The 17,358-nt window shown below is 70.0% G+C and carries 15 protein-coding genes; 8 read left to right on the top strand and 7 right to left on the bottom strand.

Translation table 11 applies throughout. The features are described 5' to 3' along the window. The first annotated feature begins 5 nt into the window (after nt 1-5). Complete coding sequence (locus F9C12_RS33670; protein WP_409185779.1) at nt 6-851, top strand: SAM-dependent methyltransferase; 846 nt, start codon at nt 6-8, stop codon at nt 849-851. A gap of 78 nt (nt 852-929) precedes the next feature. Here the strand turns inward: F9C12_RS33670 and F9C12_RS33665 are convergent, their stop codons facing one another. Further along, nucleotides 930-2,525 (bottom strand): MFS transporter, encoded by a 1,596-nt coding sequence (locus F9C12_RS33665; RefSeq protein WP_409463068.1) that lies wholly within the window; start codon nt 2,523-2,525, stop codon nt 930-932. Between the two features lie 44 nt (nt 2,526-2,569). After that, on the bottom strand, nt 2,570-3,196 hold the full coding sequence (locus F9C12_RS33660; protein ID WP_409463067.1) for a TetR/AcrR family transcriptional regulator: 627 nt from the start codon (nt 3,194-3,196) through the stop codon (nt 2,570-2,572). 95 nt (nt 3,197-3,291) lie between these two features. Here F9C12_RS33660 and F9C12_RS33655 point away from each other — a divergent pair, with 95 nt between their 5' ends. From F9C12_RS33655 to F9C12_RS33635, 5 genes are all read left to right on the top strand, one after another. After that, on the top strand, nt 3,292-3,921 hold the full coding sequence (locus tag F9C12_RS33655; RefSeq protein WP_409185776.1) for a DUF5701 family protein: 630 nt from the start codon (nt 3,292-3,294) through the stop codon (nt 3,919-3,921). 52 nt (nt 3,922-3,973) lie between these two features. Next, entirely contained in the window at nt 3,974-4,582 is a 609-nt protein-coding gene (locus F9C12_RS33650; protein ID WP_409463066.1) for a CatB-related O-acetyltransferase, read from the top strand. Nucleotides 4,583-4,600: 18 nt separating this feature from the next. After that, nucleotides 4,601-5,440 (top strand): hypothetical protein, encoded by an 840-nt coding sequence (locus F9C12_RS33645; RefSeq protein ID WP_409463065.1) that lies wholly within the window; start codon nt 4,601-4,603, stop codon nt 5,438-5,440. A gap of 129 nt (nt 5,441-5,569) precedes the next feature. Beyond that, a complete protein-coding gene (locus F9C12_RS33640) occupies nt 5,570-6,601 on the top strand; it encodes a MerR family transcriptional regulator (RefSeq protein ID WP_409463064.1) in 1,032 nt (343 codons plus the stop codon). Between the two features lie 8 nt (nt 6,602-6,609). Next, nucleotides 6,610-7,083 (top strand): hypothetical protein, encoded by a 474-nt coding sequence (locus tag F9C12_RS33635; protein WP_409463063.1) that lies wholly within the window; start codon nt 6,610-6,612, stop codon nt 7,081-7,083. Between the two features lie 96 nt (nt 7,084-7,179). Here F9C12_RS33635 and F9C12_RS33630 read toward each other — a convergent pair whose 3' ends face one another. The 3 genes from F9C12_RS33630 to F9C12_RS33620 are packed head-to-tail and all read right to left on the bottom strand — an operon-like array spanning nt 7,180 to nt 9,267. Further along, nucleotides 7,180-7,302 (bottom strand): hypothetical protein, encoded by a 123-nt coding sequence (locus F9C12_RS33630; RefSeq protein ID WP_409463062.1) that lies wholly within the window; start codon nt 7,300-7,302, stop codon nt 7,180-7,182. A 4-nt stretch (nt 7,303-7,306) separates the two neighbouring features. Beyond that, nucleotides 7,307-8,416, bottom strand: coding sequence for an o-succinylbenzoate synthase (gene menC / locus F9C12_RS33625; protein WP_409463061.1), 1,110 nt, complete (start codon nt 8,414-8,416; stop codon nt 7,307-7,309). Continuing rightward, on the bottom strand, nt 8,413-9,267 hold the full coding sequence (locus F9C12_RS33620; RefSeq protein ID WP_409463060.1) for a hypothetical protein: 855 nt from the start codon (nt 9,265-9,267) through the stop codon (nt 8,413-8,415). The genes menC and F9C12_RS33620 overlap by 4 nt, the downstream gene beginning before the upstream one ends. A gap of 92 nt (nt 9,268-9,359) precedes the next feature. Between F9C12_RS33620 and F9C12_RS33615 the strand changes: the two genes are divergently transcribed. Beyond that, entirely contained in the window at nt 9,360-10,934 is a 1,575-nt protein-coding gene (locus F9C12_RS33615) for a PucR family transcriptional regulator (protein ID WP_409185769.1), read from the top strand. A gap of 390 nt (nt 10,935-11,324) precedes the next feature. Here F9C12_RS33615 and F9C12_RS33610 read toward each other — a convergent pair whose 3' ends face one another. Together F9C12_RS33610 and F9C12_RS33605 are read right to left on the bottom strand one after the other, a co-directional pair. Further along, the gene (locus tag F9C12_RS33610; protein ID WP_409463059.1) at nt 11,325-12,686 is read right to left on the bottom strand and encodes a serine hydrolase domain-containing protein; all 1,362 of its coding nucleotides are present in this window, start codon (nt 12,684-12,686) and stop codon (nt 11,325-11,327) included. A 530-nt stretch (nt 12,687-13,216) separates the two neighbouring features. Then, nucleotides 13,217-14,836 (bottom strand): sigma-54-dependent Fis family transcriptional regulator, encoded by a 1,620-nt coding sequence (locus tag F9C12_RS33605; RefSeq protein ID WP_409467118.1) that lies wholly within the window; start codon nt 14,834-14,836, stop codon nt 13,217-13,219. Nucleotides 14,837-15,020: 184 nt separating this feature from the next. Here F9C12_RS33605 and F9C12_RS33600 point away from each other — a divergent pair, with 184 nt between their 5' ends. Next, the gene (locus F9C12_RS33600; RefSeq protein ID WP_409185767.1) at nt 15,021-17,357 is read left to right on the top strand and encodes a molybdopterin cofactor-binding domain-containing protein; all 2,337 of its coding nucleotides are present in this window, start codon (nt 15,021-15,023) and stop codon (nt 17,355-17,357) included. Nucleotide 17,358: the final 1 nt, after the last annotated feature.

Genomic DNA, 17,358 nt, shown 5'->3' with positions numbered 1-17,358 from the left:
GCGTCGTGGCCGACGCACTCAACGCACCGCCGGGGGTCAACCCGAACCAGTCGAGCGCCGCCCGCGTTTACGACTATCTGCTGGGCGGGAAAGACAATTACGAGATCGACCGCCAGGTCGCGCGGGAAGCCGCCCGGGTGATGCCGGACATCGCGGAAACCGCGCGGGTCAACCGGCACCTGATGACCCGGATCTGCCGGTTCCTCGCCTACCACGCGGGCATCCGCCAGTACATCGACTGCGGTTCCGGGATGCCGACCTCGGAGAACGTGCACCAGATCGTGCAGCGCGCGGATCCGACCGCGAAGGTCGTCTACGTCGATTACGACCCGGTGGTGGCCAGCCACGGCCGCGCGCTGCTCGACGAAAACGAATTCACCGAATACATCCAGGCCGATTTCTTCGACCCGCCGAGCATTCTCGACCACCCGACGGTCAACGAGCACCTCGACTGGAACCAGCCGATCGCGGTCCTGTTCCTGCTCGCCCTGCACCACCAGACCGGCGACCGCGAGCTGCCGGGAAAGGTCACGAAGGAATTCATCGACCGGCTCCCGTCCGGTTCCTACGTGGCGATCTCGCACCTGCTCGACGCCCACGACGGCTCCGAGGACGACCACGTGGTGCAGGGCATCATCGAATCGGTCCACAATGGATCGATGAAGGACGTCTCGTCCCGCACCCGCGCCGAGATCAAGGCGCTGTTCCACGACCTCGAGCTGATCCCGAGCGGACCGAACAAACCGGCCGAAATCGTGCCGGTGGTGGAATGGTGGCCGGACGGCCCGCTGCTGGGCGAGCCGACGGTCGCGCAACGGATCGTGGCGGTCGGGGTCGCGCGGAAACCCTGACCCGGCAACGGATTCCCGACCGCGGGCCGATGCTCCGGCCGAGCAGACCGCTCGGCTGGAACACCGGCCCGGACCGGTTCACGACGCGACCGGCACCGGTTCCTCCGCCTTCGCCGCCGGGGACCGCCGCAGCGCGACCATCCCGACCACCGCGAACACCACCACGACCGCCGCGCCGATCCCGGCGACCGTGTGCAGCCCCGAGCTGAACGCGTCCCGCGCGGCAGCCAGCAACTGCCCGCCGAGAGAACCGGGCAGCGTCGCCGACGCCTCCATCGCTCCGGCCATGCTGTCGGTCGCCTGCGCGGCGGCCCCGGCGGGCACGTGGACCGGGAGCGCGATCTGGTCGCGATACACCGCTGTCGCGACGCTGCCGAACACCGCGATCCCCATGGCGATCCCGAATTCCGCGCTGGTTTCGGACATCGCCGAAGCCGCGCCCGCCCGCTGCGGCGGAACCGAACCGACCACCATTTCGGTGCACAGCACGCCCTGCGGCCCCATTCCGAAACTGGCGATCGACATGCCCAGCACCACGAACGCCACCCCGCCGGATCCGCCGGCGAGCGTGAACAACACGATTCCCCCGGCCGCGATCAGCATTCCGAAGCCCAGCACGAATTCCGGGCGGAACCGGCGCGCCAGCCGCGGCGCGATCATCGACCCGGCGACCACCGCGAGCGCCTGCGGGACCAGCAGCAGCCCCGCCTCGGCGGCGCTCAGCCCGGCGACCAGCTGCAGATACTGGCTGACCAGCATGAACACCCCGCCCATGGTGACCGCGCCGACCAGCATGATCGCCACCGCCGCGCTGAACGCGCGCACCCGGAACAGCTGGAGGTCCAGCAGCGGATGCTCGAGCCGCCGCTGCCGCCGGACGAACGCCGCGCCGACCGCGAGACCCGCGGCGAGCACGGCGATTTCGGTCAGGGACAAGCCGTTCTTGGCGATTTCCTTGAGCGCGTAAATGACCGGCAGGATCGCCGCGAGCGACAGCGCGACGCTGGCGAGGTCGAGGCGTCCGGCGGCGGCGTCGCGGTATTCCGGCAGCAGTTTCGGCGCGGTCGCGAGGAGCAGGAGCATCACCGGCACGCCCATCAGGAACACCGAACCCCAGCGGAAATGCTCAAGCAGGAACCCGCCGATGACCGGGCCGGCCACCATGCCGCCCATGAAACAGCTCATCCACACCGCGATCGCGGTGCCGCGCTGTTTCGGGTCGGGGAACATGTTGCTGATCAACGCGAGCGTCGACGGCATGAGCGTCGCCCCGGCGATCCCGAGCGCGGCCCGCGCGGCGATCAGCATCTCCGGGCTGGTCGAGAACGCCGCCGCGACCGACGCGAGCCCGAACGCGCCGCCGCCGATCATCAGCAGCTTCCGCCTGCCGATCCGGTCGCCGAGGGTGCCCATCGTGACGAGGAACCCGGCGATCATGAAGCCGTAGATGTCGATGATCCACAGCAGTTGCGTGCTGGACGGCCGCAGATCCGCGGCGAGGTGCGGAACCGCGAGGTGCAGCACGCTCATGTCCAGCGACAACAGCACGGTCGGCAGGGCCAGCACCGCCAGGCCCAGCCACTCGCGTCGTCCGGCACTCATTCGTCTCTCCCCTGAAGTCGTCTCGTCGGTGGTCTCACTGAGGCGACGATCGGGGCGCGCGCGGATCGACATCCCCCGGCAAAACTTTTCGAGCGAATTCGGGGGACGGTTTCGGCTCAGGCCACGGCGTAGTCCCCGAGCGAGGGTTCCAGCAGGTCGAACGCCTGCGCGGCCTCCGCGGCGACCGTCTCCGCGACCTCGTCGACCGGCCGTCCGGCCAGGGTGAGTTCTTCGATTCGCCGGAAAAGGATGTGGTGCACCGCGCCCAGCAGCCCGGCCGCGGTCCGGACCGTGATGTCCGACCGGGAGCCGCCCACCGCGTCCGCGAGTGCGTCCGCCAGGGCTCGTTCCCGCTGTTCGTGCAGGCCGCGCAGACACGCGGACAGCGTCGGGCTCTCGGCGATCATCCGGCTGAACTCCAGCCCGGCGAACCCGACCACCGGATCCCTCGCCTCGACCGCGGCCTCGAACGCCCGCCGCAGCGCCGCGAGCGCGGACTCCCCGGGTTTCCGCGCGGACACCGCGTCCGCCAGGGTCGCGACGAACTCGTCCTGATGGTCGAGGACCAGGTCTTCCTTGCGGGCGAAGTAGTTGGTCACCGTTTTCTTCGCGACCCGCGCGGCCGCCGCGACCTGGGCGATCGTCGTCTCCTCGAAGCCCTGCTCGAGGAACAGCCGCGTCGCGTGGTCGGAGATCAGCTGGCGCGTCTCCTGCTTCTTGGCTTCCCGCAGGCCCAGCTCCATGGAAACTTACCTCCGACGTAATTTTGCCTTGACACCCTTCTGGCGTCTCGGCATACTTTTACTACCGACGTAAATATAGCCCGAAGGAGCCCCTCTTGTCGATCGCCGCTCTCCCGTCGCTCGCGGACCAGGCGGACCAGCTGATCGCGCTGGGAGTGCCCGAGATCGCCCGGATTTCCGCCGCCGAGCTGCGTGCTTTCGCCGCGGACCGCAGCGGCGCGGACGGCGCGCTGCTGGCGGTCCACCCGGATCGGGCTCCCGCGTCGGCGCTCTCGCCGCTGCTCCGCCGCGAAGGGAAAGCCGGGTTCGTCGTCACCGACATGCCGGACGTCGACCAGTTCGCGCCCACCGGCATCGAGCTGCCCGACGCGCCGCTGTACCTCGTCACCGGCGTGGACCGCGGCGACGAGATGGCCAACTGGAGCCCGGAGGAAGCCCTGCCCGCGATCACCAAGGCCGGACGCAGTCCGCTGCTGCTCACCGAGGGGATCCACTGGGTGCTGCAGCAGCCGGCGGCACTCGAGCGCAATCATTGCTTCATGACCATCGGCTCCCGGCTGCGCAAGGAAAACGGCAAGTTCGACGCCCGCACGCCGGCGCTGTGGATCAGCAACGGCACCGGCCGCGACGGCAGCGAGCGCCGCGACGCCCCTAAGGTCGGCTGGTGCTGGTGGGGCAACCGGCACACGTGGCTGGGCTTCGCGTCGGCCACCGGCCGCCGTTGACATATCACCGAGGAGAGTTCCCATTTTCCCTGATCCGAACGTCCTGCACCCGATGCCCGGCCAGCCGCGGGTGGTGCTGCTGAAACCGCTGGTCGCCTCGCCGCTGATCGACGTCGGCGAGTTCTCCTACTACGACGACCCGGACGATCCGACCGCCTTCGAGACCCGCAACGTGCTGTACCACTACGGGCCGGAGAAGCTCGTGATCGGCAAGTACTGCGCGCTCGGCGAGGGCGTGCGGTTCATCATGAACGGCGCGAACCACCGGATGGACGGTCCGTCGACGTTCCCCTTCCCGATCATGGGCGGCGACTGGGCCGAGCACTTCGACCTCATCACCGGCCTGCCCGGCCGCGGCGACACGGTGCTGGGCAACGACGTCTGGCTCGGCTACCGGGCGACGGTCATGCCGGGCGTCCGCATCGGGCACGGCGCGATCGTCGCGTCCGGTGCCGTCGTGGTCGACGACGTGCCGGACTACGGCATCGTCGGCGGCAATCCGGCCAAGCTGATCCGCCGCCGGTACCGCGACGAGGACGTCGAGCGGCTGCTGGCGATCGCGTGGTGGGACTGGCCGCTGGACCACCTCGCCAAGCACGTCCGCACAGTGATGTCCGGCAGCGTCGACGACCTGGCGAGAGCCGCGGAGGGGCTCGCGTGACTCGGTAACGTGGCAGGCGTGCCCAGTGAGATACCAGAGGAAGCCCGCCGAAGCACCGCGCTTTTCCTGTCCACAGTGGACCGAGCCGCTCCCGGACTGGTGACCGGTTTTTACCTGGTCGGCTCGGTCTGCTTCGGCGACTTCCACGCCCCCGGCGCCGGACGCGGGCGGCTGGGCACGGCCAGCGACATCGATTTCGTCGCGGTCACCGAGCGCCGCCCAGGGCCTGCTGAGATATCAACCCTGGCGCAGGCGCATGCCACCACGGTGACGCGGTTCCCGAGGCCGCATTTCGACGGAGCGGTGCTGACTTGGGCCGACCTCGCGGCCGGACCGGATGCCTGTCCGGACGTTCCGTGCGCGCAGGAAGGGCGGTTCACCGCGGCGGGCCGGGACGGCGTCAACCCGGTGCTGTTCTGCGAACTCGCCAGCCGCGGGATCGCGCTGCGCGGACCGGAACCGTCCGACGCGGACGTCTGGGCGGATCAGGACGCCTTGCGCGAGTTCACCGCCGGGAACCTGAGCGGCTATTGGCGGCCGTGGTGGGAGAAGCACCGGAAGATCAGCGCGTTGTCGCTCGCGGTCGGAACCAGCCCGTGGTTCCCGGTGTGGGCGGTGCTGGGCGTGAGCCGGCTGCACCACCTGCTGGCCACCGGGGAAATGACGTCCAAGACCGGCGCGGGCCGTTATGCGGCAAGGGAATTCGACTCGCGCTGGCAGCGCATCGTCGCGGAAAGTTTGAGCCTGCGCACCGGAGGCGCGGAGGGGCGGCGCAGCTACCGGAATCCCTTGGCTCGGCGCCGCGACACGCTCGCGTTCCTCGACGCCACGATCGACGACGCGCTCGCGCTGGCCTAGCGGAATGGGTGACGGTGTCCCGCTGGCCGAGCGGGTGAGGGAGCTGGCGCCCGGCTGTCCCGGGGGCCGGGGAACTCCGGCGGCCCCCGCGGTTGACCTTCAAGCTGCTTGAAGCCTGATGATGGGCGGGTGCCTGACCTGCTCACCATCGGGGCGTTCGCCCGCCGTTGCGGCCTGACCGCCAGCGCGCTGCGCTTCTACGCCGATTCCGGCCTCGTGCGGCCAGTCCGGGTCGACGAGGACTCCGGCTACCGCTACTACTCCCCCGGCCAGGTCTCGGCCGCGCTGCTGGTCCGGCGGTTGCGGGAGATCGGCCTGCCGCTGGAGCGGGTCGGCGCGGTCCTCGCCGCCGAACCGGCCGAGGCGGCGCGGATCGTCGACGACCACGTCTCCGGGTTGATATCTCAGGTCCAGCAGGCGCGGGAGGCCGCCGCGGCGGTGAAGGCCACGCTGGGTTCCCCGGCCCTCGCACCGTCGGTCCAGGTCACCGGGGCCGTGTTCACCGCTGCCGTCGAGCAGGTGCTGACCGCTACGACGCAGGACCTGCCGGTGCTGAACGGCGTGCACCTGGAAGTCTCCCCCGAGGCAATCGTGCTCACCGCCACCGACCGGTACCGGCTCTCGACCCGCACGCTGGTCCCCGCCAGGCCGGGCACTGCCGATTGGACCGCCACCGTCGACGCCGACGACCTGCGGCTCGCGATGCCGTGGACGCGACGCCAGCACGACCTTCGCCTCAGCCTCCGTGCCGCCGAGGTGTGCTTCCAAGGCGACGAAGCGGAACGAACCTGCCGCACGGTTGCCGACGACTTCCCCGACTACCGGTCAATGCTCGCGGCCTTGCCAGAAGTCCTTACGCGGGCAGTGATATCTCGAAACGCGCTCGTGGCATGTCTAGAACGCCAGTACACCCCGCAGATCCGGCTGGACCTCTCCGCCGCCGCGGTCACGGTGGGCACCGAAACGCTCCCGGCAGCCGTCACCGGACCGCCGATCTCGCTCTCCCTCGCCGTGAGCACGCTGCACCCGGCGATCAGCACTGCCGTCGGCCCGGACGTGATGCTGGACGTCGCGGCCCCGCACCTGCCGGTCGTCGTGCGCTCGGCCGACGACGGCGACCTCACCACCCTTGCCATGCCAGTGAAAGGAACTGCCATATGACAGACACGATGGCCGAGATCACCGCCGCGGTGACGCAGGGCCGAACGGGGTCGGCGGATGCCGCACGAGCGCGTCTGCAGGAACTCTGGGATGAGATCGGCCCGGGCGGAGATCCGTTCTACCGCTGCGTGCTCGCGCACTACCAGGCAGATCTGTTCACTGACCCGGCAGAGGCCCTGGTGTGGGATATCAGAGCGCTGGACGCCGCGGCGACGGTGACCGACGAACAGGTCCAGGCCCACCACGCCGGGCTTGGGATCGCGGGCTTCTACCCGTCACTGCATCTGAACCTGGCGGACAACTTCCGTCGCCTGGGATCCTTCTCCGCGGCGGCGGAGCAGATCGAGGCAGCGCGCGATCGACAGGACGCACTGGCCGACGACGCGTACGGTGCGATGATCCGCCAGGCGATCGACGGCGTCGCGGAAGCCATCGAACGCCGGTCCACCGAACGACGTCCGACAGCACCGGGAGTCGAATAGCGGGGACCGTGGCTGTCGGGTTGGTATCGCACAGCCCACGGCTGCCAAGTGCAGGACGAGCACCGCGGTCCAGGCTTTGGTGTTGCTGCCGATTCGTCAGTGCTCGTCGCCGGTGCTCGTGCGGCCGGTCTCGACGGCGGCTTTCCCCGGCCGCAGGAACACGCGACTGCGGAAGCCGTGGGCTAGTGCCGCGGTCACAGCGCTCGCCCAAGCTCGCATCTCCTCAGGCTGCGAAGAGAGTTTGCGAAGCGACGGTGTGCTCGCGCAACGCGGCCGGATCGACTGTGACGCCGCCGCCTGGGCCATCTGGAACGGACAGACAGCCGTCCTCGAGTTCGAACGGCACGGTGAGATCTGTGGCGTAATACCGGTTCGACGCTGAGATATCATTGGGCAGCACGAAACCGGGCAGTGCGGCGAGGGCGAGGTTCTGCGCGCGGCCGATCCCGGTTTCGAGCATTCCGCCGCACCACACCGGGATTCCGTGTGCGGCACACACGTCGTGGATCCGGCGTGCTTCGAGGTATCCGCCGACGCGGCTGGGTTTGACGTTGACGATCCGGCACGCGCCCAGCCGGATCGCGAAGGCGGCGTCGCGGGCGGAGCGGATCGATTCGTCCAGGCAGATCGGGGTGCGCAGGAGTTTCGCGAGTTCGGCGTGCCCGCCGAGGTCGTCCGCGGCGAGCGGTTGTTCGAGCTGGACCAGGCCGAACTCGTCCAGGCGGCGCAGCCAGTCGGCGTCGGAGAGGGAGTAGGCGGTGTTCGCGTCGGCCTGCAATATCACGGCAGGGCCGAACTCGGCACGGACGGCGCGCACTGGTTCGAGGTCCCAGCCGGGTTCGATCTTCAGTTTGATCCGGACGTATCCCTCGGCCAGGTATCCGGCGACGGTGTCGATCAGTTCCGGCACGGTGTCGGTGATTCCGACCGAAACTCCGGCGGGGATGCGATCGCGCACGCCGCCCAGATAAGTCGACAACGGCATCGCGTAGGCGCGGCATTCGGCGTCGAGAATCGCGGTCTCCAGCAAGGCTTTCGCCAGCGGATTTCCCTTGACCGGAGCCATCGCGCCCGCGACCCGGGCAGCGGTCAGCTCCGGCAAGGCGGTGACCCGCGGGACGAGATGGTCGCGCAGCAGCCGTTCGGCCCCGGCCGCGAACTCCGGGCTGTACACCGGTTCCGGATCGCCGCCGAATTCCGCCCAGCCCTCGCTGACGTCGGTCGCCACCCGCAGCAGCAGAGTATTGCGTTCGGTGTCCACCGAGCACGAAGTCCGAAATGGACGGACCAGCGGGAGGCTGACCTCGATCAGGTCGATCCGTTCGATTTTCACGCCAGCTCCCCTTCGGTCAAGCGGTACCACCCGGACCGGCTGAACCCGGTCGCCGTGCAACCTTCGGCGAACAACGGGACCAACGCGTCCCGGATCGCGTAGCGCCACTGCGCGCTCAGCCGCGCGTCCAGGCGGCGGACGTCCACGATGTCGGCCGGGACCCGGCACCAATACCCGGAACTGTCGCGGGCCAGGAACGGCTCGCCGTCGGGCGCGCGGCGCGGGTCGACCTCCGCGGCGGCCAGATCAGGGCCAGTGAGTCGGGCGGGATTCGGTTCCCGCAGCGGCCATACCGCGGTCAGCCGGTCGGTTTCGTCCGTCCCGTTGAGGCCGTCCTCGATCTGGCCGTAGAAGTCCACTGTGTACTCGGTCCCGTGCGCTCCGAGCTTCGCCAGGTTGAAATGCGCGTTGCGGCTGACGAGCGGATCAAAGGTCCAGACCATGGTTTCCGCGCCTCTGTCGAGTGCCCATACCCGCTGAGCCTGTTTCAGCGCGAAGCCCACTCCCCGGTCGCTCGCGCGCGCGGCGGCGATCAGCGAGTAAACCGCGCGGGTCGCCGGCGGGCAGAAAATGAGCGCCGAGGCCGCCAAGATGCCCTCGTCGTCAGCCGCGTAATGCACCGCACCGCCCGCGTGGACCACCCCGCGCAGCACGTCCGCGCCGAACGGCGCCTGGGTTTCCGGCGTCTGCCACACCCGGGCGAAGAACCGCGACACCGCTTCGAGCGTCCGGATGTCCTCAGCCAGCCGGATCCGGACGCCGGCCCGGTTCGCGGCGCGCAGGGCGGTCGAGACGGCCGAGTCCGGGGCCGGAGGGGGTACGGTCGCGGGTGCGCCTGGTGAAACGTGCATGCTGACAGCCTCGCGGCCGGACCCTCCGGGTGCGTGCAGTGCCGGTCCAGAGATTCCGCGGATGTTTTGTGCGTCTGGCTAAAGAGGTGAAGATGCTCGATCCGGAGGCGCCCGACCTCGGACAGGTCCTCGACGCGCTCGGCGCTTCGCTGCTGCGGCCGGTCACCCCGCTGCCGGACCGGCCGGTGCCGGTGTCCGGCGTGCTCATCCACGAGCGGCGCGGCGGCGCACCGCCGGGGCAGGACACGATCCTGCTCGCGGTCGGAGCCGATCCGGCCGAGGTGAAAGATCTCATCGGCTCGGCGGTGAGATATGCGGCGCTGGTGGTGAAAAGCTTCGGCGAACCCCTCACCGAGCTTTCGGCCGCCGCGCAGGACGCCGGTGCGGTGCTGCTCGCCGCCGACGAGGCGGTGCCGTGGCACCACCTGGAGGCGATGATCTCCGCAGCGCTCGCGCCCGCCGTGCGGACGCCCGGCGCGCCGGCAGCGGGCGATCTTTTCGCGCTGGCCAACGCCATCGCCGGAATGGTCGGCGGCGCGACCACGATCGAAGACCCGCACCGGCGGATCCTGGCGTACTCGACGCTGCCCGGCCAGCCCATCGACGAAGGCCGCCGCCAGAGCATCCTCGGACTGCAGGTGCCGGAGGTGCCGGTTTTCTACGAGAACCAGTACCGCGAACTCGCGCGGGTCCGGCGGACCTGCCGGTTCCGGTCGCTGCCGGGCTCGCTGCCCCGGCTCGGCGTCGCGGTGCGGGCGGGCAGCGAAATGCTCGGGTCGATCTGGGTGGTCGACGCCGAGGACAACCTCGACGAGGCCGCCGAACAAGCGCTGTTCAACGCCGCCGAGATCGCCGCGTTGCATCTGCTGGCCGCGCGCACCGCGGTCGACGTGGTCCGCCGGCGGCGCGCTGACCTGCTGCGCCGCCTGCTGGCCGATCCAAGCAGCGTTACCGCCGTCGCTCCGCAGCTCGGTTTGGACCCGGACACCCCGGTGGCGGTCGCCGCATTCACCGTCACCGATCCCGAAGACGTCCTGGCCGCACACGCGGCGACGCGGCTGGCCGATTTGGTGAGCCTGCACTGCGAAGCGCACTACGGCAAACACGGTTGCGCGCTGATCGACGGAACGGTCTATGCGTTGCTGCCGAAGGGTCCCGCGCACCGCGAACTGGTCGCCGACATCGCCCGGCGAGCACACGGCGCGCTGCGGATGCCGGTGCAAGCCGGGCTCGGGTCGACCGTCCCGGGGCTCCGGTCGATCGCGTCCTCCCGGGCCGACGCGGACCTGGTCCTGCGGACGCTGGCGGAACAGCGGACCTCGCCGGAACCGTGCCAGGTGGCGGCCATCGAGGAGGTCTGGGCCGGGGCGACGTTGTCGGTGCTGGCGCAACTGCTGGCCGGGGACTCGGCGCTGCCTCGCCGGCTGGGTCCGGCCGTGCGGGCCCACGACGTCGAGCACGGGACCACTTACGCGCCGACGATCCTGGCTTACCTCGACACGAACGGCGACATCGCGGCCGCGTCGGCGCGCTTGTCGGTGCATCCGAACACGATCCGGTACCGGCTCTCGCGGGCGGAAGAGATCTTCGGGTTCGACCTGTCGGATCCGGACGAGCGCCTGGTGATGTGGCTGCGGTTGCGGTTGGGGGATCAGCTCGGCTGGTAAGGCTGCGTTCCGGTTGGGGGATCAGCTCGGCTGGTAAGCCCGCGTTCCGGTTCGGGAACCAGCAGCCGCGGCGAACGCGAGGGGTCGGCGCGGTGTGAACCGGCATGGCCGCACGACCCTTCCGCGCCGCACGGCCCGCGAGCACTCCGGTCGGTTTGCCGTCTCACAGCGCGTTCGCTAGCACGGTTGGTGTTCGTGTCGAGTACAGCCGCTGTCGAGGTTGACCGCTTAGTTGGCGAGACAAGCGGTCCGGCCGTCCTGGAATTTCGCGCCGGTGCGGAGTGACCACGCCATGTCAGCGGCAGTGACGCCGCCAGCCGTCAGCCGTCAGCACACGACGGCCAGCAGCGCCACTGCCGCGCGGCGGAAACGGTTTCTCCTCAACGCCGCCTAGGGCGTGAAGGTGCGGTAGAGCGGGCATCCGCAGTAGTCGGCGCGGACCGCGACCCCGTTGAGCACGACGTCGAACTTCAGCCGTTCCGGCAGCCGTTCGTCCTCGCCGACGCGGAACGAGCCGTCCGGCAGCGGGACGAGTTCCTCCGGCGGGCGGCCGGCGATCGACACCCACAGCCGGTCGTCGTGGGCGTAGACGCGCAGATTGGACAGCCACGGGTTGTGGCAGCGGTAGTGCCCGACAATCTCGGCCCACTGCGCGGGCGGGTCGTCCGGGGCCGGCGGTTCCGGACTTTTCCCTTCCGGCAGAACGAATTCCGGCACTGGTTCTCCGCTCCGGGCGGCTCGCGTCGCGGCGATGAGGTGCACGACGGTCTCCTGCCACGGTCCCCTGCCGTTGGCCAGCACGACGGCCCCGATTCCGGCGTCGACGTCGCAGGCGATCGCCGCGGCGTAGCCGATCATGCCGCCGGTGTGCCAGACGTGCGGGCGGCCGTCGAACTCGCTGATCAGCATGCCGAGGCCGTACGAATAGTCTTCCCCCTCGATCCGGATCTCCGGGCTCGTGAGATCTTTCAGCGCTTCGCTGGAAAGCACCGTGGACCCAGAGCCCATCAGGAGCCGCAGCCAGGCCGTCATGTCGCGCGCGTTCGCGACGACGCTGCCGTCCGCGGTGGCGGTCTCGATCCAGGTCGCCGGGACCAACCCGTCCTCGCGAACCGGGAAGCGGTCGTCGTAGCGCGGCTCGTATCCCACGGCACTGCGGGCTCGGATCTCCTGGGTGACCGCGGGGACGGCGTCCGGCATTCCGGCTTCGGCCAGGAAGTCGCCGAGGATTTCCTGATACGGCCGTTGATATATCACTTCCAGGACCAGCCCGAGCGCCTTGTAACCGGCGTTCGAGTAGTGGAACCAGGTTCCCGGCGGCGTCGTGGCTTCGGTGTCGCGCAGCGTCCACACCTCGAAGGCGGAATCGCCGGAAACGTCGGTGCCCCCGACGATCCCGGCGGTGTGGGACATCAGATGGCGCAGGGTGATCGGCGCGTGCGCGGACCGGACGGAGAACCACGGCAGGTACTCGGTCAGCGGCCGGTCCAGATCGACCAGCCCGGCGTCGCGCGCCCGCAACAGCAGCGCGGCTGTCATGCCTTTGGAGATGGAGCCGATCTGGAACAGCGTGTCTTCGGTCGTCGGCCGGGCGGCGGCGAGATCGGCGTGTCCGAACGCACCGGACGCGAGAATCCCGTCGCGGTCGGTGACCGCCATCGAGAGCCCGCCGGCGAACGACTTCTCGTGCAACACGGTGCGACAGGCCTGGTGAAGCGCCTCGTCCACGGTCTGGGGCAGGGGCGGCGTCATCTGCTGGGAACCTCCGGAGCCTCGATGTCCCGACCGCGGTGGGTCGATGGGCGCAAGTATCGATCCGGCCTGATCGCGGCAGCCTTGGACGGGAGCCCAGAGATTCGGCCCGGGCGTTGTGGCGGTCGCCAATGCAGGGGGGAGCTACCGCGTCCCGGAACAATGTCAACTGAACGCCGGTGAGATCTCACGCGGTCACAACTCGCCGACGAAGGCAGCGTTGTTCGACCCGGTGCGGCTGATTCGCGCGGGCGTCGCCAACCGTCGCACCGCCGAGGCTGACATCGACCTCATCACGGGCCGGTTGGCCGTGCCGGGACCGTCCTTTGTGGACCGCGTCGAATGGGCGTGGCGGTGGGCGAAGACCGAACGACTCCTCGCCGCGTCACCCGATCGGGTAGAAAACCGCGCGAGGCCGCCCGTTAACCGCCAGCTAGCCTTGCCCGTCCAGAATCCGGCGATCCGGGACGCCTCCCCAGCAACCACAACGCCCCGGCAACCAGGATCCGCGCCTTGACCCGCGAGCCGAACTAACCCGGCACCTTCAGCGCCCGCATCCGCGCATACAACGTCGTCCGCGAAATCCCCAGCGTGCTCGCCGCCCGCACCTTGTTCCCGCCCGCCGAGCGCAGCGCCGCGACGATCGCGTTTCGTTCGGCTCGCTCGATCGGGGCCAGCTCGGGTCCCGAAGCGTCGGCCACCAAAGCGGGCGGCAGGTCGGCCGGGCCGATCGCGCCCGCCGAGCGTTTGCGGATCGCCTGGCTCAGCACGCCGCGCAGTTCCGGCAGGTTGCCCGGCCAGTCGTACGAGCCGAGGATCCGCAGCGCCCCTGGCGTGATGTTGTGCGTGCGCGCGGCCCCGAGTTCGGCCAGCATTCGTGCCGCGACCTCGGGAAAGTCCGGCCGGTGCGCCAGCGGCAGCAGTTCGACGTTCTCCGCGCACGACGCGATCAGCGCCCGTTCCGGGCCGGTCAGCCCCTCGCGCGGGCCGGTCGTCAGCACGAGGTGCGGGCCGACTCCGCGGGCGGCGTGCGTGGCGACCAGGTCGACCAGTTCGGCGGGCAGCAGGTCCGCGCCGTCGACGCAGATGCTGCCGGAGCCCGTCTCGACCGCGGCGGTGAAGCGCGCGGCCCAGGCCGCTGACCCGCCGAGCACCGCTTCCGAGCCGGTCAGCGTGGTGCACGGTTCCTCCGGCACTCGCAGCCGCGCCTCGGTGGTGCGGCCGGTCCCGGGCGGGCCGGAAATGTGCACATGACCAGCCGTCGGACGCGGCTCGACAGCACCGCGACGGCGTGTGCGCCGGACCTCGGTCCCGCTCAGCGGGCGGATCTCGACCAGCACTCCGCCCCGGGCGCCGGGCACCGGTTCGGCCCGGACCCGGGCGCGCTGGCCGGAGCGGAGTTCGGTCTCCATTTCGGACGGTCCGGCCGCGTCGCCCGCCAGGTTCCACAGCAGCGCGACGTCCGCGCCTTCCAGCAGGTCCGCGGCGGCTTGGTTGCACAGCAACAGGTCCGGGCCGATCGCGACCACCGGACGGGTCGGCCGCGACGCCGCCTGGAAAGCGGCCAGCAGCGACCGTTCCGAGACCCGGCTGCCCTCCAGCAGCTGCCGTTCGATCTCCTCCACGGCCTTCGCGACCAGCGGCGCGAGCAGCGGATTCGCCTCGGCGGCCAGCAGCGTGATGTCGAGCGCGCCTTCCAGCCTGCGCGTGACGGGATGGAAAATCGGGTGCCCGTAGCAGCTGAATCCGCGCAACGCCTCGGCGTAGTGCTCCTCCCCGTGCACCACGATGCTCGACCGGGTTTCCAGCGCGGTGCCCGGACCGGTGGTCCCGACCTCGTCCTCCAGCAGGCAGGTGCCGACCCCGATGCCCAGCCGGTCGAGGCAGTCTTCGACGGCGCGGTCGGCGCTCCACCGGTGCACGAGCCTGCCGTCGTGGTCGACGAGCACCGTGGACATCGCGGTTCCGGCGAGCCGGTCGTCGAGGTCCGCCAGCACCGGCGCGGCCGCCGAGAGCAGCCTGCTGGCCGGGTCGACCTCCTCGGACCGCAGGTCGAGCAGCGCGGTTTCGGGACGCACTCCGGCGAGCGAGGCACGCCGCCAGGACTGGGCGATCGGTTCCCGCAGCACCACGCTGCGCGAGGACGTCATCGAGCTCACGCGGATCTCCACCTTCGTTGGTGACGCGCAGCAGGATAACCATCGCTCTCCGCTGCCGCTGTACAGAACTTGAACACTCACACCCCGATTCACCCGGCAAGGTGGTCCCTCACCACCACCCGCGTGCACGTGTTGCCTTCCGGCACGCGGTCCTTACCTCGAAAGGGGAATCAGCGTGACTCTCAGTCACTCCGAGCCGGACACCGGGAAGGAGCGCGCGGGCGTTTCCCGGCGCGGGTTCCTCGGGTACGTCGTCGCGGCCGGGACCCTCGTCGTCGCCGCGGACGTCGGGCTCTCCACCCCCGCCGCGGCCGCCGTCCCGTCGGCTCCGCAGCCGCCCGAGCTGTACGACCTCAACGACGCGCTCACCGACGCCGGGCTCCCGACGTCGCAGCTGATCACCGTCACCATCAACAAGGACGGCAGCGCCTCGTTCGAAATCCCGCGCGCCGAGGTCGGCCAGGGCATCACCACCTCGACCGCGATGATCATCGCCGAGGAACTGGACCTGCCGGTCGAGAAGGTGCACGTCACGCTCGCCCCGGCGCGCCCGGAACTGCTGTTCAACCAGCTCACCGGCGGGTCGAACACCACGGTTTCGACCTACACGCCGATCCGCGTCGCCGCCGCGATCGCCAAGCAGCAGCTGCTCGAAGCGGCGGCCGTCCTGCTCGGCGGGACCGCGGAACGGTTCATCGTCAAGGGCGGCGTCGTCACCGCGCCGAACGGCAAGACGGCGACGTACGGCGAGCTGGCGACGAAGGCCGCGTCCAGCACCACCAAGCAGGTGCAGCTGGACCCGAGCAAGCTCAAGGGCTCCAGCGAGTTCAAGGTGCTCGGCAAGCCGCAGACCCGGCTCGACGCGCTCGACATCGTGACCGGCAAGAAGCAGTTCGCGATGGACCTCGACATCCCCGGCGCGCTGCCGACGATGATCTGCCGTCCGCCGACGCTCAACGGCACGCCGAAGGCCATTCGCAACAAGGCCGACGTGCTGAAGCTCCCCGGCGTCACCGACGTCGCGATCATCCCGACCGGCGTAGCGGTCCGCGCGGAGACGTTCGGCCAGTGCATCGACGGCGTGCGTGCGCTGCGGGTCGACTGGGGCCCCGGCAGCGTCGAGGGCGAGAACGACGAATCCGTGCTCGCCAACCTGCGCCGCGCCGAGCTTCCGCTGGCCGTGCCGAAGGTTCCGGTGCTGGCCAAGACGGTCGAGGCGGATTTCGAGTTCATGTTCCGCTCGAGCGCCGCGCTGGAGCCGTACTGCGCGGTCGCCGACGTCCGCGACGGCAGCGCGGAGATCTGGGCCGGGCTGAAGTCGCCGATCGTCGCCCAAGGCGAGGTCGCGCAGGCGGTCGGGTTGCCGCAGGGCAAGGTGAAGGTCCACGTCGTCACCGGCGGCGGTTCCTTCGGGCACAAGCTTTTCGGCAACCACGCGGTCGAAGCGGCGCAGGCGTCGAAGGCGTTCGGCAAGCCGGTCCGGCTGATGTGGCACCGTGCCGACGAACCGCGGCAGGGACGGCTGCACCCGATGGCGACGTCGCGGATCCGGGCGACCGTGCTCGCCGGGAACGTGCTCACCTTCGAGCAGCGGCACACCTCCGTGGAGACGTCGTTCCGGCACGGGCTCGGCGAAATGCTCACCTCGGTCGCCACGAAACTCCCGACCGGGCTGGGCAACCTCGGGGTCGCCGAGGCGGTTTTCGTGCTGAGCCAGGAAATGCCGTACAACTTCGGCGTCGTCGACCAGACGCTCACCGAAACCGACCAGCGGTTCAACACCGGGTCGATGCGCAACGTCTACTCGCCGGACGTCGGCTGCGCCAACGAGCTGGTGGTGGACATGCTCGCCAAGGCGATGGGCAAGGACCCGTACGACTTCCGGATGGAATTCCTCAAGAGCGACAAGGTGAAGGGCGTGCTGCGCAAGGTCGCCGAGGTCGGCGGCTGGGGCAGGAAGATGGCCCCGGGCACCGCGCAGGGCATCGCGATCCACAAGGAATACAAGGGCGCGAGCGCCTGCCTGGTGGAAATCGACTGCCGCCCGGAAACGGTCAACCGCAAGGTGCGCGACGGCGTCACCGGACCGCGCGTGACGAAGGCGGTCATCGCGATCGACGCCGGGCTGGTGATCAACCCGCGCGGGCTCGAAGCGCAGATGATGGGCTGTTTCTCCGACGGGCTGGCGCTCGCGCTCACCAGCAGTGTCCACCTGAAGGACGGGCACTTCCTGGAAGCCAGCTGGGACAACTACTTCTACACCCGCCAGTGGAACATCCCGCACGACTTCACCGCGATCGCGATGCCGTCCAACGGCGAGCAGCCCGGCGGCGGCGGCGAGGCGGGCGTCGCTTGTTCCGTGGCGGCCGTCGCGTGCGCGTACGCCCGCGCGACCGGGAAGGTCCCGAAGCGGTTCCCGATCAACCACGACGACCCGATCGGCTTCGAGGTCAAGTCGTTCGTTCCACCCGTTCCCGAATCGCCGACCGACGGCCTCGACTGGACCTTCTGAG

Source organism: Amycolatopsis sp. GA6-003 (genome assembly GCF_046267895.1).
Lineage (GTDB): Bacteria > Actinomycetota > Actinomycetes > Mycobacteriales > Pseudonocardiaceae > Amycolatopsis.
The sequence above is the reverse complement of the archived record's forward strand: the minus strand, read 5'-3'. Positions and strand labels throughout refer to the sequence as shown.